Below are 24,081 nucleotides of genomic sequence, written 5' to 3'. Positions count from 1 at the left end.
CACCTCCGCAAATTGAAACCGTTCAATCGTGGGCGGCTTCACCCCGGCCAACTCACCCGACGAAACAGGCCAGTACAGCCGAGCCACAGAAAATCCCCGCACACTCATTGACCCTCACCCCCCACACCCCTACCTTCACCGACGTGAATCGTTTCACAACTCCTAGGTGAGGGGCCGCAATTGATCAGCAGGAGGAACATCCTGGCGAGCGCCGCGGGCGCGGTCGCCGTGACGGCCACGGGGGCGGGGTCGGCGACGGCCGCTCCCGCGTCCCCGGCGGCCGGGCAGCGTGACGCGGCGCGGATCACCGCGCCGACCGTCGAGTACGTGCAGAACCCCCTGGGCGTGGACGCCCAACACCCGCGCCTGAGCTGGCCGTTGACCTCGGACACACCCGGGATGCGGCAGGCCGCCTATCAGATCCGGGTCGCCTCCAGCGCCTCCGGCCTGACCCGCCCGGACGTGTGGGACAGCGGGAAGGTGACGTCCGACCAGTCCACCCTCGTCCCGTACGCGGGGCCGCGACTCCGTTCACGCACGCGGTACTTCTGGTCGGTCCGGGTGTGGGACACGGAGGGGAACGTCTCCGCGTGGAGCGCCCCGTCCTGGTGGGAGACGGGGCTCATGGACGCCGGGGACTGGTCGGCGGAGTGGGTGTCCGCGCCCGCCGCCCTCACCGACGCGCCCTCCCTGGAGGGCAGTTCGTGGATCTGGTTCGCCGAGGGCGACCCGGCGAGCAGCGCCCCCAAGGGCACCCGGTGGTTCCGCCGGGTGATCGACGTCCCCGACGGTGTCACTTCGGCGAGAGCCGCCATCACCGCCGACAACGTCTACACGTTCGCGGTGAACGGCACCGAGGTCGCCCGCACCGACCTGGCGACGGACAACGAGGGCTGGCGCCGGCCGGCCGTCGTCGACGTCCTCGCCCGGCTGCGCCCCGGCCGCAACGTCCTCACGGTCGCGGCCACCAACGCGACGGAGAGCCCGGCGGGCCTGGTCGCCGCCCTCGACCTGCGGACGGCCGCCGGCGAGCAGCGGGTCCTCACCGACTCCTCCTGGAAGGCGACGGACGCGGAGCCCGCGGCGGACTGGCAGCGGACCGGCTACGACGACAGCGGCTGGCCCGCCGCGAAAGTGGCCGCCGCCTGGGGAGCCGGCCCCTGGGGCCGGGTCGTCCCGGCCTCGTTCGCCGCCAACCAGCTCCGGCACGCCTTCACCCTGCCCCGCAAGAAGGTCGCCCACGCCCGGCTGTACGCGACGGCGCTCGGCCTGTACGAGGCGCACCTCAACGGCCGGCGGGTGGGCGTCGACCAGCTCTCCCCCGGCTGGACCGACTACCGGACACGCGTCCAGTACCAGACGTACGACGTGACCGCGCTCGTACGGCCGGGCGCCAACGCACTCGGCGCCTGGGTGGCGCCGGGCTGGTACGCGGGCAACGTCGGCATGTTCGGACCCCACCAGTACGGCGAACGCCCGGCGCTGCTGGCACAGTTGGAGGTCCGGTACACCGACGGGACGACCGAGAGGGTCACCTCGGGACAGGACTGGCGGGCCGCGGCGGGGCCGATCGTCGCGGCCGACCTGCTCGGCGGGGAGACGTACGACGCGCGCCTGGAGACCGCCGGCTGGACCTCGCCCGGCTTCGACGACCGGAGCTGGCTGCCGGTGCGCGCCGCGGGGGACGCCGCGCCGCCCCGGATCGTCGCGCAGGTCGACGGCCCGGTACGGGTGGCCGGTGAGCTGCCGGCCAAGACGGTGACCCAACCGGCCCCCGGCGTGCACGTGTTCGACCTGGGGCAGAACATGGTCGGCTCGGTGCGGCTGCGGGTGTCCGGGCCCGCCGGGACGACGGTGCGGATCAGACACGCGGAGGTCCTCAACCCGGACGGCACGCTGTACACGGCGAACCTCCGCTCGGCCGCCGCGACCGACACGTACACCCTGAAGGGCGGCGGCGAGGAGACGTACGAACCGCGCTTCACCTTTCACGGGTTCCGGTACGTGGACATCACCGGGTTCCCGGGCACGCCGTCCGCGCGGGCGGTGACCGGGCGGGTGATGCACACCTCGGCGCCGTTCACCTTCGAGTTCGAGACCGACGTCCCGATGCTCAACCAGCTGCACAGCAACATCACTTGGGGACAGCGCGGCAACTTCCTCTCCGTGCCGACGGACACCCCGGCCCGCGACGAGCGACTCGGCTGGACCGGTGACATCAACGTGTTCGCGCCGACCGCCTCCTACACGATGGAGTCCGCCCGCTTCCTGACGAAGTGGCTGGTGGACCTGCGCGACGCGCAGACCTCGGAGGGCGCCTTCACGGATGTGGCGCCGATGGTCGGCACGGTCGGCAACGGCGTGGCGGGCTGGGGCGACGCGGGGGTGACCGTCCCGTGGGCGCTGTACCAGGCGTACGGGGACCGGCAGGTGCTGGCGGACGCCTGGCCGTCGGTGCGGGCGTGGCTCGCGTATCTGGAGCGCAACAGCGACGGACTGCTGCGGCCGGCCGGCGGATACGGCGACTGGCTGAACGTCTCGGACGAGACCCCCAAGGACGTCATCGCCACCGCGTACTTCGCGCACAGCGCCGACCTCGCCGCCCGGATGGCCACCGCGCTGGGCAAGGACGCCACACCGTACACACGGCTCTTCGCGAGCGTCCGTGACGCGTTCCAGGCCGCGTACGTCGGCGCCGACGGGAAGGTTAAGGGCGACACGCAGACGGCGTACGTGCTGGCCCTGTCGATGAACCTGCTGCCCGACGCGCTGCGCACGGCTGCGGCGGGCCGGCTGGTCGATCTGATCCGGGCGAAGGACTGGCATCTGTCGACCGGCTTCCTCGGCACCCCCCGGCTGCTACCCGTGCTCACCGACACCGGGCACACCGATGTCGCCTACCGGCTGCTCCAGCAGCGTTCGTTCCCCAGTTGGGGCTACCAGATCGACAAGGGCTCCACCACGATGTGGGAGCGCTGGGACTCCATCAAGCCCGACGGCGGTTTCCAGACACCGGACATGAACTCGTTCAACCACTATGCCTACGGCTCGGTCGGCGAGTGGATGTACGCGAACATCGCCGGCATCTCGGCGGGCCGGCCCGGCTACCGGGAGATCGTCGTACGGCCCCGGCCGGGCGGCGACGTCACCTCGGCCCGCGCCACGTTCACCTCGGTGTACGGGCCGGTCTCCACCCGGTGGAGCCTGCGCTCGGGCACCTTCGACCTCACCTGTTCCGTGCCCGCCAACACGACGGCCGAGGTGTGGGTTCCGGCGTCCGGACCGAAGGCGGTCACCGGCCCTCGGGCGGCGGCGTATCTGCGTACGGCGGACGGCTGCGCGGTGTACCGGGTCGGCTCCGGCAGCCATCGGTTCATGGCCTAGGGACGGAGAGAGAAGGGCAGTTGGGGTGGGGGGTTATGCCTCCACCCCCGCCGGTTCGGGTGCCTCCTCCCGCGCGGTGGTGAACTGGGTCCGGTACAGCTCGGCGTACCGCCCCCGCGCGGCGAGGAGTTCCTCGTGGGTGCCCCGCTCCACGATCCGGCCGGCCTCCACGACGAGGATCAGGTCGGCGGCCCGCACCGTCGAGAGCCGGTGGGCGATCACGACGGCGGTCCGGCCCTCCAGCGCTTCCGCGAGCGCCTCCTGGACGGCCGCCTCCGAGGTGTTGTCGAGGTGGGCGGTGGCCTCGTCCAGGATGACGACGCGCTGGCGGGCCAGCAGCAGGCGGGCGATCGTCATGCGCTGGCGCTCGCCTCCGGAGAGCCGGTAGCCGCGTTCGCCGACCACCGTGTCGAGGCCGTCGGGCAGCGAGGCGACGAGCGTGTCGAGGCGGGCACGGCGCAGCACCTCCCACAGTTCGTCCTCGGTCGCGCCGGGCCTGGCGAGGAGCAGGTTCTCGCGGACGGAGTCGTGGAAGAGGTGGCCGTCCTGGGTGACCATGCCGAGGGTGGCGCGCAGCGACGCGGCGCTGAGGTCGCGGACGTCGACGCCGCCGATCCGGACGGCGCCGGCGTCGGTGTCGTAGAGGCGCGGCAGGAGCTGGGCGATGGTCGACTTGCCGGCGCCGGACGAGCCGACGAGCGCGACGGTCCTGCCGGGTTCGGCGCGGAAGGAGACGCCGTGCAGGACCTCGGCTCCGCCCCGGGTGTCGAGGGCGGCGACCTCTTCGAGGGAGGCGAGGGACACCTTGTCGGCGGACGGGTAGGCGAAGCGGACGTCCTCGAACTCGACGGCCACCGGGCCTTCGGGGACCTCGCGGGCGTCCGGCCGCTCGGCGATGAGCGGCTTGAGGTCGAGCACCTCGAAGACCCGCTCGAAGCTGACCAGGGCGCTCATCACCTCGACGCGCGCTCCGGCGAGCGAGGTGAGCGGCGCGTACAGGCGGGTGAGCAGCAGCGCGAGGGAGACCACGGCGCCGGCGTCCAGGGTGCCGTGCAGCGCGAACCAGCCGCCGAGGCCGTAGACGAGGGCGAGCGCCAGGGCCGACACCAGGGTCAGCGCGGTGATGAACGCGGACTGCGCCATCGCCGTACGGACGCCGATGTCCCGTACCCGCGCGGCGCGTTGCGCGAACTCGGCGGACTCCTGGCCGGGCCGGCCGAACAGTTTCACGAGGGTGGCGCCGGGGGCGGAGAAGCGCTCGGTCATCCGGGTGCCCATGGAGGCGTTGAGGTCGGCGGCCTCGCGCTGGAGCCGGGCCATACGGCTGCCCATCCGCCGGGCGGGGAGCACGAACACGGGCAGCAGGACGAGCGCGAGCAGGGTGATCTGCCAGGAGAGGGTGAGCATCACGGCGAGGGTGAGCAGCAGCGTGACGACGTTGCTGACGACCCCCGACAGGGTGTTGCTGAAGGCGCGTTGGGCGCCGATGACGTCGTTGTTGAGTCGACTGACCAGCGCGCCCGTACGGGTACGTGTGAAGAACGCGACCGGCATGCGCTGCACATGATCGAACACCGCCGTCCGGAGGTCGACGATGAGTCCCTCGCCGAGCGTGGACGAGAGCCATCGGCCCACGATGCCGAGCGCCGCCTCGGCGACCGCGATGACCGCGATGAGCACGGCGAGGCCGACGACGGTGCGCTCGTCGCCGTGCGACACGATGACGTTCACGACGTGCCCCGCGAGCACCGGCGTCGCGACGGCCAGCAGCGCGGTCCCCATGCCGAGGACGACGAACTGGATGATCCGCCGCCGGTGCGGCCGGGCGAAGACGGCGATGCGGCGCAGCGTCGCGGGGTCGAAGGGCCTGCGCTCCCGTTGGGCGTTCATGACGCTGTAAAGCTGGGTCCAGGCTGTGCTTTCCATGCTCATGGGAGCGACGGTAGGACCTCAAGCAATGTTGAGGTCAAGGGTTCGGGGGGAGTGCACTCGCCTGGGCGGGGTGTCGCCGGGCGGGGCTCCGTGGGCGACGGCAAGCGGGACTCCGGGGGCTCCGGGGACTCCGGGGGCTCCGGGGACTCCGGGGACTCCGGGGGCGTCGGGGAGCGGGACACCGGGGGCGACGGGGGCGACGGGGGCGACGGGGGCGACGGGGGCGACGGGGGCACCCTTCCCGCAGCTTGCCCGGGGTGTCAGCCGTTGGCCCCGCGCCCGCAACCCGCCGTTGGTGCGGCGCGGAAAACCTCTCCCGGTGTGACAACCGTACGACTCTCCCGAGCACGGCCGCTGCTTCCCCGGCGTCTCGCCCTGCGCCCCGCCGTCCGGCCCGTCCTGTGCCTGCTGCCGCTCGCCCTCGTCCTGGTGGTCGCCGTACGCCACCGCTCCGTCCTCGCCGAGGGCTTCGGCCATCTGCGGTCCGCCGAGTGGCCGTGGCTCGGCGCCGCCGCGACCGCGACCGCCCTGACCTGGGTGGCCGCGGCCGTGACCCGGCAGGGCGCCGTCGTGGAACGGCTCCCCGCGCGCCGGCTGCTCGCCGCCCAGTTCGCGGCGGGCGCGGCCAACCACCTGCTGCCGACCGGCCTCGGCGCCGGTGCGGTCAACCTGCGGTTCATGACGGTCTGCGGGGTGCCGCTCGCCCGCTCCTCGGCCGCCCTCGCGCTGTATCTGCTGGCCGAGTCGCTGTCCCGGCTCGGCCTGCTGCTCGGGCTGCTGATCGCGTTCCCGGGCGCGCTGCGCCTCGGGGGCCTGCTGCCGGACGGCGCGGCCGGACCGCTGCTGCTGGGCACCGGGCTGCTGCTGGCCGTGGCGGCGGCGGCACTCCTGCTCGTCCGGCGGCTGCGCACCCCCGTGGTCACCTTCCTGCGTACGGCGATCGGCGAGGCCCGCTCCGTGCACACCCGGCCGGCCCGGGCCCTCGCCCTGTGGGGCGGCTCGCTGGCGTTCCCGCTGCTCCAGGCGGCCGGGCTCGCCGCGGTGGGCCGCGCGCTGGGTCTGCCGGTGTCACCCGTCCACATGGTGATCGCGTATCTCGCGGCGACCGTCGCCGTCGCGGTGGTGCCGACGCCCGGCGGCCTCGGTTCCGTGGAGGCCGCGCTGACCGTGGCGCTGGTCGCGGCGGGCGGCCCGGTCGCGGTGGCGACGGCGGTGGTGCTGGCCTACCGGATCATCACGGTGTGGGTACCGCTGCTGCCGGGGGCGCTGACGCTGGGCGCGCTGGTCCGCTGGAAGGTCATCTGAGACGCCGGTCACGCGAGATCGCACAGGGCCTCACCGGCCCGCATCCGTCCGCACCAGCCCGCACCAGTCCGCCGGAGACGCGGGCGCGCCTCCGGGGGCGGTGCGGTGGCGGCCGGGCTGTGGTACCGAGGAGTGACCAGGGCGCGCGGTGAGACGCGCGCCGGCGGAACCCCGGAGCAATCCGCAGGCACCCGAGACACCGGGCGCCGTCCAGCGACGCGACCGGGGTACCCGAGACCACCCGGCGACACCGGGGACACCGGGGACACCGGAGAAAAGGGGACAGTGCGATGCCGGTCCGGAGCGAACGTCAGGGTCACGTCACCACGGTCGTCCTCTCCCGGCCCGAGGCGCGCAACGCGGTGGACGGCCCGACCGCGGCGGAACTCGCCGACGCCTTCCGGAAGTTCGAGGCCGACGAGACGGCACGCGTCGCGGTCCTGTGGGGCGAGGGCGGCACCTTCTGCGCGGGCGCGGACCTCAAGGCCATCGGCACCGAGCGGGGCAACGAGGTCTCGGAGGACGGCGACGGCCCGATGGGCCCCACCCGGCTGCGGCTGACGAAGCCGGTGATCGCGGCGGTCGCCGGACACGCCGTGGCGGGCGGGCTGGAGCTGGCGCTCTGGTGCGATCTGCGGGTCGCCGAGGAGGACGCCGTCTTCGGGGTCTTCTGCCGCCGCTGGGGCGTCCCGCTCATCGACGGCGGCACCGTACGGCTCCCCCGGCTCATCGGCACGAGCCGCGCGCTGGACATGATCCTCACCGGCCGCCCGGTCCCCGCCCCGGAGGCCTACGCGATGGGGCTCGCCAACCGACTGGTCCCGCCCGGCCGTTCCCGAACCGAGGCCGAGACACTCGCCGCGAAGATCGCCGACTTCCCCCAAGCCTGCCTGCGCAGCGACCGCGCCTCGGTCCTCGACCAGGAGGGCCTGATCGAGAAAACCGCGATGCGCACCGAACTCCGTTACGGCATGGACGTATTGGCCGAAGGCATGGAGGGCGCGTCCCGCTTCTCGGCGGGCGCGGGCCGGCACGGGGTGTTCGACGGGGGCTGAGGCTCAGGGCCACCGGGTCCGAACCGAGGACCTCACCGGGTGCGCGCAAGGCGGGCGTTGGGGGTCCGCCCGGTCCCGCCCCGTCCGTTCCGGTCCGCGCAACAGCCCTCCCGTGCCGGGCTCGTGACGGCACGCCAGCCGGATACGGCAGGATGAGCGGTCGTCCCGGACAGCCGGCGGTTGTCCGGGCGTGATCGTGCGTTCCCGGATTCGAGCAGGTGGCAAGTGACGACACAGCGCATACGGCCCGCGCGCCCCCACCCCGGGCCCGCCCCCGGTCCGGCCCCCGGCAACACCCGCCGACTCCGTCCCATCCCCACCCCCACACCCCCGCTCGACCTCGCCCCCGCCCACCCCCTCCCCGAAAGTCACCGATGAAGCGTTCCGTCTCCCTGGACGACCTGATGATCGCCGGTATAGCCGTGGCCGCCGGCCTGCTGGCGGCCGTGCTGTCGCGGATGCTGCTGCGCTGGCTGGGCAAGCACGCCGAGCGCACCCGGTGGAGCGGTGACGACCTCATCGTGGACGCGCTGCGCACGCTGGTGCCCTGGGCGGCGGTCGCGGCCGGGGTCGCGTCGGCGGCGGCCGTGCTGCCGCTGACCGCGCCCGTCGGACGTACGGTCAACCGCTCGCTGACCGTGCTGCTCATCCTGGTCACGACGGTCACCGCCGCGCGGCTGACCGCCGGTCTGGTCCGGTCGGTGACGCAGTCCCGCTCGGGCGTCGCCGGATCGGCCACCATCTTCGTGAACATCACCCGGGTCGTGGTGCTCGCGATCGGGTTCCTGGTCGTCCTCCAGACCCTCGGGATCTCCATCGCGCCGCTGCTCACCGCCCTGGGCGTGGGCGGGCTCGCGGTCGCGCTGGCGCTCCAGGACACCCTCGCGAACCTCTTCGCCGGCGTGCACATCCTCGCCTCGAAGACGATCCAGCCGGGCGACTACATCCGGCTGAGCAGCGGCGAGGAGGGGTACGTCGTGGACATCAACTGGCGCAACACCACCGTCCGCCAGCTCTCCAACAACCTGGTCATCATCCCCAACGCGCAGTTGTCGGGCACGAACATGACCAACTTCACCCGGCCCGAGCAGCAGATGACCCTGACCGTGCAGGTGGGCGTCGGCTACGACAGCGACCTGGACCACGTCGAGCGGGTGACCAACGAGGTCGTCACCGAGGTGATGACCGGTATCACCGGCGCCGTCCCGGACCACGAGCCCGCCGTCCGCTTCCACACCTTCGGCGACTCCCGTATCGGACTGACCGTGATCCTCGGCGTGGGCGAGTTCAGCGACCAGTACCGGATCAAGCACGAGTTCATCAAGCGCCTGCACCGGCGCTACCGCGACGAGGGCATCCGCATCCCCTCGCCGGCCCGCACGGTCGCCCTCCAGCCCGGCGGCGCCCCCCTCCTGGAGTCGGCCATCCCCCACCAGCGCGAGGCGCCGACCCGCGTGTGAGGCGGCGCCGGCCCGACAGCGGCCGGTCCCGGGACGGATCGCTGCCGGGTCCCGGGGCGGGTCACCCTCGGGTCCTGGGGCGGGTCACCGTCGGGTCCCCGCATGGATCACCGTCGGGTCCCCGCACGGATCACCGCCGAAGCCGGGGCGGACCGCTGTCGAGGCCGGGGCGCTCACGAGATATCTTGATGTCGAGCAATGTTGCAGACGTGGAGCGGAGCACCCGGTGACTGACTCGACCATCATCTATACGCACACTGACGAGGCCCCGGCCCTGGCGACGTATTCGTTCCTGCCGGTGGTCCAGGCGTACGCCTCGCAGGCGGGTGTCACTGTGGAGACCCGTGACATCTCGCTGGCCGGGCGCATCATCGCCCTCTTCCCGGAGTACCTCCAGGAGGACCAGCGGATCGCGGACGCCCTGTCCGAGCTGGGCGAGCTGGCCAAGACCCCCGAGGCCAACATCATCAAGCTGCCGAACATCTCGGCGTCGATCCCCCAGCTCAAGGCGGCCGTCGCCGAGCTTCAGGCGCAGGGCTACGCGCTCCCCGACTACCCGGACGACCCGAAGTCGGACGAGGAGCGCGAGATCCGGGCCCGGTACGACAAGGTCAAGGGCAGCGCCGTGAACCCGGTGCTGCGCGAGGGCAACTCCGACCGCCGCGCTCCCGCGTCGGTCAAGAACTACGCCAAGACCCACCCGCACCGCATGGGCGCCTGGTCCGCCGACTCCAAGACGAACGTCGCCACGATGGGCGTGGACGACTTCCGCTCCACCGAGAAGTCCGCGGTGATCTCCGAGACGGGCTCGCTGCGCATCGAGCTGGCCGGCGACGACGGCACCACCACCGTGCTGCGCGAGTCGGTACCGGTCCTGGCCGGCGAGGTCGTGGACGCGTCGGTCATGCACGTCGCGCCGCTGCGCGAGTTCCTCACCGAGCAGATCGCCCGCGCCAAGGCCGAGGGCGTGCTGTTCTCGGTCCACCTCAAGGCCACGATGATGAAGGTCTCCGACCCGATCGTCTTCGGTCACGTGGTGCGCGCCTTCTTCCCGAAGACGTTCGCGAAGTACGGCGAGACCCTGGCCGCCGCCGGTCTGAGCCCGAACGACGGTCTCGGCGGCATCTACAAGGGCCTGGAGTCGCTGCCCGAGGGCGCCGAGATCAAGGCGTCCTTCGACGCCGAGCTGGCCGAGGGCCCGGAGCTGGCGATGGTCGACTCCGACAAGGGCATCACCAACCTGCACGTGCCGTCCGACGTCATCGTGGACGCCTCGATGCCGGCCATGATCCGCACCTCCGGCCACATGTGGGGCCCGGACGGCCAGGAGGCCGACACCCTCGCGGTGCTGCCGGACAGCAGCTACTCCGGCGTGTACCAGGTCGTCATCGACGACTGCCGGGCCAACGGCGCCTTCGACCCGTCGACCATGGGCACCGTCCCGAACGTCGGCCTGATGGCGCAGAAGGCCGAGGAGTACGGCAGCCACGACAAGACCTTCGAGGTGCCCACCACCGGCACCGTCCGGCTCGTCGACCAGGCGGGCAACGTCGTCCTGGAGCAGACCGTCTCCGCCGGCGACATCTTCCGCGCCTGCCAGACCAAGGACGCCCCGATCAAGGACTGGGTGAAGCTGGCCGTCACCCGCGCCCGTGCCACCGGCGACCCGGCCGTGTTCTGGCTGGACGCCGAGCGCGCGCACGACGCCGTGCTCATCGAGAAGGTCCAGCGCTACCTGCCGGAGCACGACACCGAGGGCCTGGACATCCGTGTCCTGTCCCCGGTCGAGGCGACCAAGCTGTCCGTGGAGCGCATCCGGCGCGGCGAGAACACCATCTCGGTCACCGGCAACGTGCTGCGCGACTACCTGACCGACCTGTTCCCGATCCTGGAGCTGGGCACCAGCGCCAAGATGCTGTCGATCGTCCCGCTGATGGCGGGCGGCGGCCTCTTCGAGACGGGCGCCGGCGGTTCCGCGCCGAAGCACGTGCAGCAGCTCGTCAAGGAGAACTACCTGCGCTGGGACAGCCTCGGTGAGTTCCTCGCCCTCGCGTCCAGCTTCGAGCACCTCGCGACCACCACGGGCAACGCGCGCGCCCAGGTCCTCGCCGACACCCTCGACCGGGCGACGGCGACCTTCCTCAACGAGGACAAGTCGCCGACCCGCCGCGTCGGCGGCATCGACAACCGCGGCAGCCACTTCTTCCTCTCCCTGTACTGGGCGCAGGAGCTGGCCCAGCAGACCGACGACGCGGACCTCGCCAAGGCGTTCGCCCCGCTCGCCGAGCTGCTGTCCGCCAAGGAGCAGACGATCGTCGACGAGCTGAACGCGGTCCAGGGCAAGCCGGCCGAGATCGGCGGCTACTACCAGCCCGACCCGGCGAAGGCCGCCTCGGTCATGCGCCCGTCGGCCACCTGGAACGAGGCGCTGGCGACCCTCGCCTGACCCGCAGCACCCTCCGCACGCCCCCGTGAAGACGCCTTCACGGAGGTGACCTCGCGGAGGCGATCTCGCGGAGGCGACTTCGCACCCCGCCGCCCCGGCCGGACTCTCCGGCCGGGGCGGCGCGCGTCGTACGCCATCCCGCCGGGTGCCGTACGCCGTCACCCGCACCGGGCCGCGCCTCCCCACCCTCCTAGGCCGTACGCCGCCACGGCCGCCCGGCGGACCCGGCGGGCGTCCTCGGCGCGTCACGGTGACAGGGGCGGGCCCACCTGGGCGATCAGCGGTGGCGGGCCGCAACGCCCCTTCTTAACTTCGGCCTATGACCAAACGACAGTTGGCCCACCTCGCCTGCGCCGCCGCCGTCGTGGCGTCGGGCGTGGGCGCCGCCGCCCCCTCGGCCGGCCACCGGTCGGTGCACCTCGTGCGCGCCGGCGAATCCATCCAGAAAGCCGTGGACGCGGCGCGGCCGGGCGACACCGTCGTCGTCACCCCGGGCACCTACCGCGAGAGCGTCCGCGTCACCGTGTCCGGTCTGACCCTGCGGGGCTCGGGCGCCGGCAACACCGTCATCGTGCCGGGTCAGGCGACCGCCGCCGGCGCGTGTGCCACGGCGGGCAACGGCATCTGCGTCGCCGGGACGGACGCCGCTCCCGTCCGGAACGTCACCGTGACCGCGCTGACCCTGCGGGGCTTCACCAAGCAGGGCCTGTGGGCGACCGGCACCGACCGGCTCACCGTCCGGGCCGTGACCACCGAGCGGAACGGGCAGTGGGGGCTGGCCACCGAGCGGTCCGCGCGGACGCGGATCGTCGGCAACACCGCCAGGGACAACGGCGACGCCGGGATCTTCGTCTCCAACACGGTCGACACCGAGGAAGGCGCCCGGGACACCCAGGGCACCGTCGTCGCCGGCAACCGGCTCAGCGGCAACCGGATCGGCATCACCGTGCGCCGGCTGCGGAACCTGACCGTCGACCACAACGACGCCACCGGCAACTGCTCCGCCGTCAACATCGTCGGCGACGAGAACAAGCCGCGGGTCGGCGCGGTGACCCTGCGGCAGAACCACATCCACGCCAACAACAAGTACTGCCCCAAGACCGCGCGGATGCCCTTCCTCCAGGGCTCGGGCATCGTCCTTACCGGCGCCGAGGACATCCACGTGACGCGCAACCGGATCGAGGACAACGTGGGCACCTCCCCGCTGTCCGGCGGCATCGTGCTGTTCAAGAGCTTCGTGGGCGCCCTCAACGAGCGCAACGACGTGAGCGACAACGTCCTGCGCCGCAACGGCCCGGCCGACCTCGCCAACCACGACACCGGCGGCCAGGGCAACACCTTCCGCCGCAACACCTGCCGGGTCTCCGAGCCCGCCGGAATGTGCTGACCGGGGGCCACTCCCCCTGTACTCCGGCCCGCCGAGTCCGTACACCGGGGCCGGCCCACCGTACTCCGGCCCCGTACGCGCAGGGCCCGATCCCCGTACCCCACGACCCGGTCCCCGTCCCTCCCGGACCGGTCAACCCCCTCCCCTCCCCCCCCGTACAGCACGACACCAGAAGCGAGGCACCCCATGACGACTGCCGAACAGGTCGACCAGACTCCTCCGCCGCCGCCCATGCGGCTGCGGGAGCTGGTGTTCGGGGCGGCCTGTGCCGCCGCCGTGCGCGCCGCCGCCCGTCTCGGCGTGGCCGACGCGCTCGACGACCGCCCGCTGAGCGCCGAGGACCTGGCGGCGGCGGTGAAGACCCAGCCGCACACGCTGCGCCGGCTGCTGCGCGCCCTGTCCTGCCAGGGCGTGTTCGTGGAGAACCCGGACGGCACGTTCGGCCACACGGAGATGTCCCGGCTGCTGCGCGAGGACGACCCGCACAGCCTGCGCTACATCGCCCTGTGGTGCACCGAGCCGTGGACGTGGATGGTCTGGCCGAAGCTCGACGAGGCGGTCCGCTCCGGCGGCAACGTCTTCGAGGACACCTACGGCCGGGAGTTCTTCACCTACCTCAACGAGGAGGCGCCCGAGTCCGCGCATGTCTTCAACCGCGCCATGACCACGTCCAGCGCTCAGTCGGCGCGGGACGTGGCCGAGCTGCTCGACCTCCAGGGCGTCGACTCGGTCGCGGACATCGGCGGCGGGCAGGGGCAGGTCGTGGCCGGCCTGCTGGAGAAGCACCCCGCCCTGCACGGCACGCTGCTCGACCTGCCGGGCGTCGTGGAGAACGCCGACCCGCGCCTTCGCGACGGCGGGGCGCTGGCCGGGCGGGTGCGGATCGTGCCGGGCGACTGCCGCGAGGACATCCCGGTCCAGGCGGACGTGTACATCATCAAGAACATCCTGGAGTGGGACGACGAGAGCACGCGCCGGGCCCTCGCCAACGTCCGTAAGGCGGCCCGTCCGGGCGCCCGGGTCGTCGTCATCGAGAACCTGGTGGACGACACCCCGTCGATGAAGTTCACCACCGCCATGGACCTGCTGCTGCTCCTGAACGTCGGCGGCGCCAAGCACACCCGGCAGAGCATGGTCGACCGGCTCACGGACGCGGGCCTGGTCATCGGCGAGGTCCGCCCGGTGAACGCGTATCTGCACGCCTTCGAGTGCACGGTCCCCGCCTGATCCGCGCGTACCGCTCGCAGCACCCGGAAAACCCGAGGCCGCCGGTTCCGCTTCACGCGGAGCCGGCGGCCTCGGGTATGTGCCGGGGTGCCTTTGGTCAGGAGGCGGGGCTGCGCTCCCACGTGTAGAAGCACTGCGCCATGGCGTCCTTGGGGCTGCGCCACGTCTGCGGGTCGTACGCGCTGACGTACGCCGCCAGTTCGTCGCTGATGCTGCGGAACTCGGGGTGCCCGGCCACCTTGGCGATGGCGGGCGCCGGGTCCTGGTCGGACTCGATGAGGTGCAGGTACACATCACCGAACTGGAAGAGGCTGCGCCGGTTGACCCCGATGAGGTGCGGCAGTTCACCGCGGTCGGAGGCGGCGAACACGTCGGAGATCGCGGGCGCCGAACCGGGCGCCATACGGGCGACGATCAGGGCGTGGTGCATCGGACGGTCCTTCCTGTGGCCGGGTCAGCGGACGGGAGCGGTACGGCGTTCCCGGGCGGCCTGCTCGATCTTGTCCCGGATGAGGCCCATCTGGGTGGCGGAGTTCCGGTTGATGTTGTCGGTCATCCACGCGTCGTCCACCGGGGCCTCGGGCTTCATGGCGAAGTCCTGCACCCAGCGCATGTGGGTGCCGGCCGGCGTCTCCTCGTACTCCCAGCGGATGTTCATGTGCGCGAAGGGTCCCGTCTCCACGCGGCGGGCCCGCACGGTCCGGGCGGCGCGGTCCACGGTGCGCTCGGAGACCCAGCTCCACACCTTCCCGTTCTCGTCCGGGTGCATGGTGAGGCGGAAGGTCGTCGAGTCGCCGTCCCGGGAGAGGACTTCGAGGGAGGCGTACTCGCTGAACAGCCGCGGCCAGTTCTCGATGTCGTTCGTCATGTCCCAGACGAGGTCGAGAGGGGCGTCGATGGTGATGCTGTTGTCGGTGTGTCCGGGCACGTCAGGCTCCAGCCTTGAGGGTGTCGTTGACGAGGTCGAGGAACTCGCGGGGGGTCTTGCAGCGTTCGGCGTCCGGCGGGAGGGGCCGGCTGTACCGGTTCTCCAGCTCGCCGACGATGCCGAGCAGGCCGAGCGAGTCGAGGCCGAGGGTGCCGAAGGGGGCGTCGGCCGCCTGGGCTAGTTCCTGGGGGTCGACGGTGATCCCGGCCGCCTTCTTCATCAGCGCGGCGAGTTCGTCGAGGGTCACTTCGGTGGTGATCATGCGTGTTCTCCTCCGTTGGCGCCCGGGTCAGCGGGCGCTGTCACCGCGGCGCACGACGAGCGCCGCGTTGGAGCCCATGAGTCCCCGGCTGAGGATCAGGGCCGTCCGCAGCTCGGCGGGGCGGGCGTCCGACGTCACCAGGTCGAGGTCGTGGCAGACGTCGAACACGTTCGGGGTGGGCGGCACCTGGCCGTGCTCCATGGCGAGGACCGCGGCGGCGGTGTCCAGCAGTGGCGCCCCGCAGTAGGCGCGGCCGATGCCCGTCTTGGGTGCCGTGACGGGCACACGGGTGCCGTGCGCGCCGAGCGCGTCGGCGATGGCGAGGGCTTCGGCGCGGTCGGCCTCGGGCACGCCGAGGGCGTCGGCGAAGACGACGTCGATCTCCTCGGGCGCGCAGTCGGCGTCGGCGAGGGCGCCGCGGATGGCCTGCGCGAGCCCTTCCCTCGACCGCTCCCACTGGTTGGCGCCGGTGAAGGTCGCCGCGTGTCCGGCGACCAGGGCCCGGACGGTCGCCCCGCGCTCCCGCGCCCGCCGCTCGTCCTCGACGACGAGCATGGCGCCGCCCTCGGCGGGCACGAAGCCGCAGGCTCCCTTGGTGAAGGGACGGTAGGCGCGGTCGGGGTCCTCGACGGTGCTCAGCTCGGGGTAGGCGAGCTGGCAGACCATCGAGTATGGGGCGAGGGGGGCCTCCGCCGCCCCGACGACCATGGCGCCGGTGCCACGCCGGACCCCGCGGGCGGCGTGCGCGACGGCGTCCAGGCCGCCCGCCTCGTCGCTCGCGACCACCCCGCAGGGGCCCTTGAAGCCGCCGCGGATGGATATCTGGCCGGTGCTGGCGGCGTAGAACCAGGCGATGGACTGGTACGGGCCCACGTACCGGGAGCCCTGGCCCCACAGCTTCTGCAGTTCGCGCTGGCCGAACTCGCCGCCGCCGGAGCCGGCGGCGGTGACGACACCGACGTCATACGCCTCCTCGGCCTCGACGTCACCGAGGCCGGCGTCGTCGAGGGCGAGGACGGTCGCGGCGAGCGCGAAGTGGCTGAAGCGGTCGGTCTGGACGAGGAACCGCTCCTCGATCAGGTCGGCGGCCTCGAAGGCCCGGACCTCGCCCGCGACGCGCAGCGGGAGGTGCCCGCAGCCCTCGCGGGTGATCCGGTCGAGGACGCCGAGGCCTTCCCTGACGGACTTCCAGTAGGCGTCGGCGGTCAGTCCGTTGGGGGCGATGACGCCGATGCCGGTGACGGCGGCGCGCCCGGGGGCTTGCGTGCTCATCGTGTCCTCCCAGTCGGCCCGGTCAGGAGCACCGCGGACTGGAACCCGCCGAAACCGCTGCCGACCGAGAGCACGTTCTGGAGCTTCCGGGGGCGGGCGGTGCGCGGCACGTAGTCCAGGTCGCACTCGGGGTCGGGCGTCTCGTAGTTCGCCGTGGGCGGTACGACCTGGTGCTGGAGGGCGAGGACGCAGGCGACGACCTCGATGGCGCCGATCGCGCCGAGCGAGTGGCCCACCATGGACTTGATGGAACTCATGGGGGTGCCGTAGGCGTGGTCGCCCAGGGAGCGCTTGACGGCGGCGGTCTCGTGGCGGTCGTTCTGCCGGGTGCCGGAGCCGTGCGCGTTGACGTAGTCGATCAGGGTCGGGTCGATGCGGGCCTGGTCGAGCGTGGTGTCGATGGCCCGGGACATCTCCAGTCCCTCACTGGTGAGACCGGTCATGTGGTAGGCGTTGCCGTAGGTGGCGTAGCCGCCGATCTCGCAGTAGATGTGCGCGCCGCGGGCCCTGGCGTGTTCGTACTCCTCCAGGACGAGGACCGCGGCGCCCTCTCCCATGACGAACCCGTTGCGGTGGGCGTCGAAGGGGCGGGAGGCGTGCTCGGGGTCGTCGTTGTCGGGCGAGGTGGCCTTGATGGCGTCGAAGCAGGCCATGGTGATCGGGGAGATCGGGGAGTCGGACGCGCCGGCTATGCAGATGTCGGCCCGGCCCTCCTCGATGGTGTGGAAGGCGTAGCCGACCGCGTCGAGTCCGGAGGTGCAGCCGGTGGAGACGGTCTGCACCGGCCCCTGGGCGCCGAACCGCTCGGCGACGACCGAGGCGAGCGTGCTGGGCGAGAACGCCAGGTGGAGCCGCGGGTCGGCGGTGCGGTGGTCGACGTCCCACCGGCTGCCGCCCTCGCTGACCTTGACGTAGTCGTGCTCCAGGCGGGTGGTGCCGCCGACGGCGCTGCCCAGGGAGACGGCGACGCGCCAGGGGTCCTGCTCGGCGGTGTCGAGTCCCGCGTCCTGGACGGCTTCCCCGGCGGCGACGACCGCGAACTGGATGTAGCGGTCGGCGTCGCGGACGAACTGCGGGTCGAGTCCGTGGTCGAGCGGGTCGAAGTCGCATTCGGCGGCTATGCGGGAGCGCAGTCCCGCCGGGTCGAAGAGCGTGATGCCGCGGGTCGCCGTGCGGCCGCTTGCGAGGAGGTCCCAGAACGCCTTCGTCCCGGTTCCGCCCGGAGCGACCACACCGATGCCGGTGACGGCCACTCGCCGGGTCACTGTATGGCCCCACTTCGCTCGGACGGCTGTCCGTGGTCGGGCGCGGCCAGGTCCGGCCCGGTGGTGGCGAACCGGGGGGCGGGCTGGGTGTCGTCCGTCTCCTCGGTGTCGACGTGGCCGAGGCTCGGACGGGGGGCGAGCGGGCCGAGGTGGAAGACCATGCGGGCCTCGGTGTCGCCGACGTTGCGGAAGCGGTGCCGCATGTTGATCGGGATGAGCAGGCCCTGGTCGGGCCGGAGCGCGAACGCCTCGCCGTCCAGGTCGACTTCGAGGTCGCCGTTGACCACGAAGACGAACTCCTCGGAGTACGGGTGGTAGTGCTCGCTGATGCGCTCGCCGGGCTGCATGACGGCCAGGCCCATGAAGCCGCTGGTGGACCCCGCGGTGGCGGGCGTGAGCATGGCCCGGACGTCCCCGCCGCGCCTGCGGTTGGGTTCCGTCTCGCTCAGGTCCACGATGCGTGGATGGTTCTTGATCATGCTTGGTTCCTCCGGGTGGGGGTGCGGTGTCCGCGGACACCGGCTGTGGGGGTCCCTCAGGAGTCCGACGCGCTGCGGTCGGTGATGGGCAGCATGTCGGTGTGCGACAGCAGACGGTTGGTGTTGCGCTCCGTCGACAGGGCGCCTTCGACGCCGATCGCGGCACCGTCGAGCAGGCGCTCCAGCTCGGCGGCCTTCTGCGGGCCCTTGAGTCCGAGCGAGGCGACGGGGTCCAGGTCGAGTTCGCCCACGATGTCGATCAGCCGGACGACGATGTCGTCGCGCTGGAAGACGGTGCTCCGGTAGACCGGGCTGTCCGGGTCGTCGGCGGCGGCCTCGTCCTGGTGGGAGAGGAACCGGGCCAGCTCCGTTCCGCTGCCCGGCCGCGCCGGGTAGTAGAGGGCGTGCCGCCGCAGCCGGGCGGGCTCCTCGCGGCCGGCGACCACGTGGTGCACGGCGGGCAGCGCGGCCCGGGTGAAGAAGACCCGGGCGGAGTCCGGGTCGCTCAGGTCCCGGTCCTGCTCCAGGTAGGGGTTGATGGCCTCCTCGACCGCGCGTACCTCGGGCTGGCGTGCCACGTGGCGCAGGGCGGCGAGGAGGTCGCCCTCGACCTCCACGGCGCGTACGACGCGGTTGCCGTGCATGAACAGCGAGGTGCGGCGCAGCCGGGTGGTGTCGTCGACGCGGGCCTGCGGTGAGGTGTAGCCGGCCAGGATCTCCGCGACCTTCGACTCGGAGCCGGGCTTCACCGTGAAGGTGAGGGCGTGCCGGGCGACGCCGTCGCCGACGCGGGCCTCGACCTGGGGGGCCGGCGAGGCCGGCGCACCGGTGAGGGACTGGGCGGGGTGGGTCTCGCGGAGGATGCTGTAGCGCATCGACCGGGTGTCCCGGACGCAGCTGTGCATCGGCCGGACCGTCTCGACGTGCTCCTCGCTGTTGACCCAGGCGAGGAAGGGCGGTGCGCTCTCCCACTCGCTGGTGATGAGCCACTGCGAGGGGTTCTCGATCGACTGGCACAGCTGGTCGCTGATGTGACCGGGCACCGAGGCGACCTGGTTGCGCATCAGCTCGTACGCTTCGAGGAACTGCTCCTGGGCCCCGTCGTACAGGTCCAGCAGCAGGATCACCCGAAGCCTGGAGCCGTCGAAGGCCGACTGCGAGATACGTCCCGAGATGGTCATTGCGGCACACCTCTCCTCTTCGTCAGGGAAAGCGAGGAACGACCGCGGTGTCGGAAAGGCCGGGGCCGCCATGAGCTGATCGTTGACGGGACCTCCCGGCCGCGCGAGCCCCACGGGTCGGACGAGTGAACCGCGCGCCATCCGGGTGTCCCCGACGCGCGGAGCGGAGCCACAGGGCGTGGAATCGGCATCCTCATCTCCCATCACGTCGCAGGCGACGCCTGGAGGCAGTCAATGAACCGATTCGAAGGGACCGGCGAGATCGGTCACCGCACGCCCGTCCTGATCGTCGGCGGCTCTCTGGTGGGGCTCTCCACCTCGCTGTTCCTGGGCCGCCTCGGCGTGCTGCACATCCTCGTGGAGCGGCACGCGGGGACGTCGATCCATCCGCGCGGACGCGGCAACAACGTGCGCACCATGGAACTCTTCCGGGTGGCGGGGGTGCAGCGGCGCATCGAGGAGGCCGCCTCGGTGCTCGCGGACAACCACGGCATCCTGCAGACGCCGACCCTGGTGGGCGACGCGGGTGAGTGGCTGTTCAAGGAGATCGACCCGGGCGGCGGGCTGGCCCGGTTCAGCCCGGGCGCGTGGTGCCTGTGCAGCCAGAACGATCTGGAGCCGGTGCTGCTGGAGAGCGCCCGGGAGCTGGGCGGCGATCTGCGGTTCTCCACCGAGCTGATGTCGTTCGAGCAGGACGCGGACGGCGTGACCGCGCGGGTCAAGAGCCGCGAGACCGGCGAGCACACGACGATCCGCGCGGACTACCTGGTCGCGGCGGACGGTCCGCGCAGCCCGATCCGTGAGGGGCTCGGCATCGGCCAGACGGGTCCGGGCGACCTGTTCCACAACGTGAGCGTCACGTTCACCTCCCGGGGTCTGGCCGAGGTGGTGGGCGACCGGCGGTTCATCGTCTGCTACCTCACCGATCCGGAGGCCGACGGCGCGCTGCTGCCGGTCGACAACAAGGAGCACTGGGTCTTCCACGCCCCCTGGCACCCCGAACACGGGGAAACCCTGGAGGAGTTCACCGACGAACGCTGCGTCGAGCACATCCGGCGGGCGACCGGTGTGCCGGATCTGGACGTGACGATCACCGGCCGGGCGGCGTGGCACGCGGCCGAGCGGGTCGCCGAACGGTACGCGGACGGGCGGGTGTTCCTGGCCGGCGACTCGGCGCACGAGATGTCGCCGACGGGCGCGTTCGGCTCCAACACCGGTATCCAGGACGCCCACAACCTCGCCTGGAAGCTGTCGGCGGTGATCGGCGGCTGGGCGGGCCCGGACCTGCTCGCGTCGTACGACGCCGAGCGCCGGCCGGTGGCGCAGGCGACGAGCGCGCGAGCCTCGTCCCGCTCGGTCGAACACAGCCACCCGGGGTATACGCCGTCCCCGGAGGCGGCCGGTTCGGCCGTGCCGGGTCGTCCCGGGGGGCCGGGCGGTCCTGGTGGTACGGGCGGTCCCGGTGGCCCTGGGGGTCCGGGTGGCCGGAAGGGCGGGATCCTCAACGTGGCGCTCGCCTACCGCTACCCGCGGGGCGCGGTGGTAGGCGCCGACGCGGCGGCTCCGGTGGTGCCCGACGGCGTACGGCTGACGGGTGAACCCGGGACCCGGGCGCCGCACCAGTGGCTGACCCGCTCGGGCGAGCGGATCTCCACGCTCGACCTGTACGAGCGGTCGATGGTGCTGCTCAGCTCGGCGGACGGCACCGGCGGCTGGCACGACGCGGCCGAGGAGGTGGCCCGGCGGCTGGACGTCCCGCTGGACTCCTACCGGGTCGGCGCGAGGCCGGAGGCGGAGCTGGCGCCGGCGGACGACAGGGACTGGGCGGAGGTCCACGGTGTCACCCCGGACGGCGCGGTACTGGTCCGCCCGGACGGGTTCGTGGCCTGGCGCTCCCCGCAGGCGCCCGCCGACCCGGCGGACGCACTCCACCAGGCCCTCACGGCGGTCCTGGACCGCGGCTGATCCTTGCCCGGCCCGCCCGGTCTTCCAGGCGGGCCGCTCGTCATCCCCTCGAACGCCCGCGGCCGGGCGGAGTGCGGGTTTCACCGGCCGCCGGCGGCAGCAGCGCGTCGAGAAGATGGTCGACCGACCCCCGCAGCCGGAGGGTGAGGTCGTCGGCCGGGGCGCGGCCCACGCAGACCCGCACGATGTCCATGTACATCGTCGAGTAGACGGCGTGCGCGGCCCGGTCGAGATCGTGCGCGGGGCGGGACGTGGTCCGGCTCCGCAGGATCTCCTCGATCGCGGACTCGATCCGGGCGACCTGGGCGGTGGCCGTCTCGCGTTCCGGGCCGGTGCCGAAGAGTGTCTCCCGTTGGTAGACCGCGGTGTTCTCGGGGTGCCGGGAGCTGGCGTCGACGAGCGGGGTGACCAGGGCGAGGATCGCGTCGGTGGGCGCGGCCCCGGAGCGGGCGAGTGCGAGGCCCCGCTCGACGCCCAGCCGGAGCTGTTCGTTCATGACCAGCATGAGCAGTCCCGCCTTGGACCCGGCGTGGCGGAAGAGGGTGCCGATCCCGACGTCGGCCGCCTCGGCGATCTGCTGCGTGGTCACGGCCGAGTAGCCCTGCTCGGTGAACAGTTCGGTGGCCGCTTCCAGGATGCGGTGGAGTTTGTCCTGCTTGTTGCGCTCCCGCCGGCCGGGCGGCCGGTCGGCGGAGACCGTCGCGGGCTCCGGCCGCGAAGTACTGGACGACATGAGCGCCTTCCCGTCAAAGGGCTGCCACCTGGGCCGAACGGCCCTGATCCGGCGATCGAAGGGGGCCGAAGGTCCCGCGTTCGCCCAGGATAGACCGAGGGCCTGGAAAACGGAGTACGTTCGAAACGGAGTCCAGTCCGAAAAGAAGGTGTTGACAATGAGCGACGACAACCGGCAGCTCTGGATCGTCGGCGGCGGGATCGCGGGCATGGCGGCCGCGGCGTTCGCCATCCGGGACGCCGGCATGTCCGGCGAGCAGATCCACATCCTGGAGGAGCTGAACGTCCAGGGCGGCTCCCTGGACGGCGCCGAGTCCCCGGCGCAGCCCGACGCCTACGTGACCCGCGGCGGACGGATGCTGGAGGACGAGGCGTACCAATGCGTGTGGGACCTCTTCGGCTCCATACCGTCCCGGGACGACGCGGAGATCAGCGTCACGGACGAGATCCGCGCGTTCAACGAGAAGGTCAGGACACACGCCAACGCCCGCCTCATCGACGGCGGACACAACATCCTGGACGCCTCCGACTTCGGTTTCTCCGTCCGGGACCGCACCGAGCTGTCCCGCCTCATGGGCACCCCGGAGAAGCTGCTCGGCAGCAAGCGGATCGACGAGGTGTTCGGCCCGCACTTCTTCACCACCAACTTCTGGCAGATGTGGCGCACCACGTTCGCCTTCCAGCGCTGGCACTCGGCGGCCGAACTGCGCCGCTACTTCCTGCGGTTCATCCAGGAGTTCCCCCGCATCCACACCCTGTCCGGCGTGCGCCGCACCGTCTACAACCAGTACGACTCCATGGTCGTACCGCTCCAGCGCTGGCTGACGGCCCAGGGGGTCGACGTGCGCTTCGGCACCCGCGTCCTGGACGTCGACTTCAGCGGCACCCCGGCGACCGGCCGCCGAGCCACCTGTCTGCACATCCAGGACGGCGACGGCGCGGGCCGCATCGACCTCGGTCCGGCGGACTACGCCCTGCTCACCCTCGGCTCCATCACCGCGGACTCCACCTACGGCGGGAACGACACCGTGCCGGAACTCGTCCGGGACCGCCGCGACGAGGGCTGGTCCCTGTGGGAGACCATCGCCCCCAAGGCCGACGACTTCGGACGCCCGCTGTCCTTCTACGGCAGCGTCGACGAACACAAGTGGGAGTCGTTCACCCTGACCATGCGCGACGACGCCCTGCTGAAGCGCATCACCGCCTACACCGGCAACGAACCGGGCACCGGCGCGCTGATGACCTGGGTCGAGTCGGGCTGGCACCTGTCCATCGTGGTCCCGTACCAGCCGCACTTCCCCGGGATGCCCGAGAACACCTACACCCTGTGGGGCTACGGCTTCGAGATCGACCGGCGGGGCGACTACGTCCGCAAGCCCATGGCGCGGGCGACGGGCAGGGAGATCCTCACCGAACTCATCCACCAGCTCGGCTTCGACGACCTCCTCGACCACGTCCTCGAGACCACGGACGTCGCTTCGGTGATGATGCCGTACGCCTCGGCCCTGTTCGCCTGCCGCGCCCCCGGGGACCGCCCCAAGGTCGTCCCCGACGGCGCCCGCAACTTCGCCTTCGTCGGCCAGTTCGTCGAGATGCCCGACGACGTCGTCTTCACCGTGGAGTACTCGGTCCACGCGGCGATGCTGGCCATGTACACCCTGTTCGGCGTCGAGCGCCCCATCCCGCCGGTCTACCAGGGTCTTCGCGACCCCCAGGTCGCCGCCCGCGCCACCCGCACCCTTCTCCAGGCGCGGGGCGACGACTGACGCCGCCGGGGAGCGAGGCGGCCTGACCAGGCGGT

The 24,081-nt window shown here is 72.2% G+C and carries 18 protein-coding genes; 9 read left to right on the top strand and 9 right to left on the bottom strand.

What is annotated here, in order from left to right:
- Nucleotides 1-180: 180 nt before the first annotated feature.
- Nucleotides 181-3,384, top strand: coding sequence for an alpha-L-rhamnosidase (locus AB0912_RS16700; protein ID WP_366700193.1), 3,204 nt, complete (start codon nt 181-183; stop codon nt 3,382-3,384).
- A gap of 33 nt (nt 3,385-3,417) precedes the next feature.
- Here the strand turns inward: AB0912_RS16700 and AB0912_RS16695 are convergent, their stop codons facing one another.
- Nucleotides 3,418-5,310 (bottom strand): ABC transporter ATP-binding protein, encoded by a 1,893-nt coding sequence (locus AB0912_RS16695; RefSeq protein ID WP_366700346.1) that lies wholly within the window; start codon nt 5,308-5,310, stop codon nt 3,418-3,420.
- 381 nt (nt 5,311-5,691) lie between these two features.
- Between AB0912_RS16695 and AB0912_RS16690 the strand changes: the two genes are divergently transcribed.
- The 6 genes from AB0912_RS16690 to AB0912_RS16665 all read left to right on the top strand — a co-directional run bounded on the left by AB0912_RS16690 (nt 5,692) and on the right by AB0912_RS16665 (nt 14,196).
- Nucleotides 5,692-6,621, top strand: coding sequence for a lysylphosphatidylglycerol synthase domain-containing protein (locus AB0912_RS16690; protein WP_366700344.1), 930 nt, complete (start codon nt 5,692-5,694; stop codon nt 6,619-6,621).
- A 290-nt stretch (nt 6,622-6,911) separates the two neighbouring features.
- Nucleotides 6,912-7,676 carry a crotonase/enoyl-CoA hydratase family protein gene (locus AB0912_RS16685; protein ID WP_366700191.1) on the top strand — a complete coding sequence of 255 codons (765 nt, stop codon included), beginning with the start codon at nt 6,912-6,914 and terminating at the stop codon, nt 7,674-7,676.
- A 374-nt stretch (nt 7,677-8,050) separates the two neighbouring features.
- A complete protein-coding gene (locus AB0912_RS16680) occupies nt 8,051-9,136 on the top strand; it encodes a mechanosensitive ion channel family protein (RefSeq protein ID WP_366700189.1) in 1,086 nt (361 codons plus the stop codon).
- Nucleotides 9,137-9,362: 226 nt separating this feature from the next.
- Nucleotides 9,363-11,582: an NADP-dependent isocitrate dehydrogenase gene (locus AB0912_RS16675; RefSeq protein ID WP_366700187.1), complete on the top strand. Its 2,220-nt coding sequence runs from the start codon at nt 9,363-9,365 to the stop codon at nt 11,580-11,582.
- 319 nt (nt 11,583-11,901) lie between these two features.
- On the top strand, nt 11,902-12,969 hold the full coding sequence (locus AB0912_RS16670) for a right-handed parallel beta-helix repeat-containing protein (protein ID WP_366700185.1): 1,068 nt from the start codon (nt 11,902-11,904) through the stop codon (nt 12,967-12,969).
- A 186-nt stretch (nt 12,970-13,155) separates the two neighbouring features.
- Complete coding sequence (locus AB0912_RS16665) at nt 13,156-14,196, top strand: methyltransferase (RefSeq protein WP_366700183.1); 1,041 nt, start codon at nt 13,156-13,158, stop codon at nt 14,194-14,196.
- A gap of 97 nt (nt 14,197-14,293) precedes the next feature.
- Here AB0912_RS16665 and AB0912_RS16660 read toward each other — a convergent pair whose 3' ends face one another.
- Genes AB0912_RS16660 through AB0912_RS16630 form a run of 7 tightly spaced genes read right to left on the bottom strand, consistent with a single transcriptional unit; the run spans nt 14,294 to nt 19,583 of the window.
- Nucleotides 14,294-14,626, bottom strand: coding sequence for a TcmI family type II polyketide cyclase (locus AB0912_RS16660; RefSeq protein ID WP_366700181.1), 333 nt, complete (start codon nt 14,624-14,626; stop codon nt 14,294-14,296).
- 24 nt (nt 14,627-14,650) lie between these two features.
- Nucleotides 14,651-15,124, bottom strand: coding sequence for an SRPBCC family protein (locus tag AB0912_RS16655; protein ID WP_366700179.1), 474 nt, complete (start codon nt 15,122-15,124; stop codon nt 14,651-14,653).
- 1 nt (nt 15,125) lies between these two features.
- Entirely contained in the window at nt 15,126-15,386 is a 261-nt protein-coding gene (locus tag AB0912_RS16650; RefSeq protein ID WP_366700177.1) for a phosphopantetheine-binding protein, read from the bottom strand.
- Between the two features lie 27 nt (nt 15,387-15,413).
- Nucleotides 15,414-16,658 carry a ketosynthase chain-length factor gene (locus AB0912_RS16645; protein WP_366700175.1) on the bottom strand — a complete coding sequence of 415 codons (1,245 nt, stop codon included), beginning with the start codon at nt 16,656-16,658 and terminating at the stop codon, nt 15,414-15,416.
- On the bottom strand, nt 16,655-17,923 hold the full coding sequence (locus AB0912_RS16640; protein WP_366700173.1) for a beta-ketoacyl-[acyl-carrier-protein] synthase family protein: 1,269 nt from the start codon (nt 17,921-17,923) through the stop codon (nt 16,655-16,657). The genes AB0912_RS16645 and AB0912_RS16640 overlap by 4 nt, the downstream gene beginning before the upstream one ends.
- Nucleotides 17,920-18,402: a cupin domain-containing protein gene (locus AB0912_RS16635; protein ID WP_366700171.1), complete on the bottom strand. Its 483-nt coding sequence runs from the start codon at nt 18,400-18,402 to the stop codon at nt 17,920-17,922. Before AB0912_RS16635 ends, AB0912_RS16640 begins: the two co-directional genes overlap by 4 nt.
- Before the next feature lie 56 nt (nt 18,403-18,458).
- Nucleotides 18,459-19,583: a SchA/CurD-like domain-containing protein gene (locus tag AB0912_RS16630; RefSeq protein ID WP_366700169.1), complete on the bottom strand. Its 1,125-nt coding sequence runs from the start codon at nt 19,581-19,583 to the stop codon at nt 18,459-18,461.
- A 234-nt stretch (nt 19,584-19,817) separates the two neighbouring features.
- Here AB0912_RS16630 and AB0912_RS16625 point away from each other — a divergent pair, with 234 nt between their 5' ends.
- A complete protein-coding gene (locus AB0912_RS16625; protein WP_366700167.1) occupies nt 19,818-21,548 on the top strand; it encodes an FAD-dependent monooxygenase in 1,731 nt (576 codons plus the stop codon).
- A gap of 40 nt (nt 21,549-21,588) precedes the next feature.
- Here AB0912_RS16625 and AB0912_RS16620 read toward each other — a convergent pair whose 3' ends face one another.
- Complete coding sequence (locus tag AB0912_RS16620; RefSeq protein WP_366700165.1) at nt 21,589-22,281, bottom strand: TetR/AcrR family transcriptional regulator; 693 nt, start codon at nt 22,279-22,281, stop codon at nt 21,589-21,591.
- Between the two features lie 157 nt (nt 22,282-22,438).
- Between AB0912_RS16620 and AB0912_RS16615 the strand changes: the two genes are divergently transcribed.
- Entirely contained in the window at nt 22,439-24,046 is a 1,608-nt protein-coding gene (locus AB0912_RS16615) for an oleate hydratase (protein ID WP_366700163.1), read from the top strand.
- Nucleotides 24,047-24,081 lie beyond the last annotated feature (35 nt).

Origin of the sequence: Streptomyces sp. NPDC007084, from assembly GCF_040703595.1 — a bacterium.
Taxonomy (GTDB): Bacteria; Actinomycetota; Actinomycetes; order Streptomycetales; family Streptomycetaceae; genus Streptomyces.
Note: the sequence above shows the minus strand (reverse complement) of the source record. Positions and strands in the feature narration are given on the sequence as shown.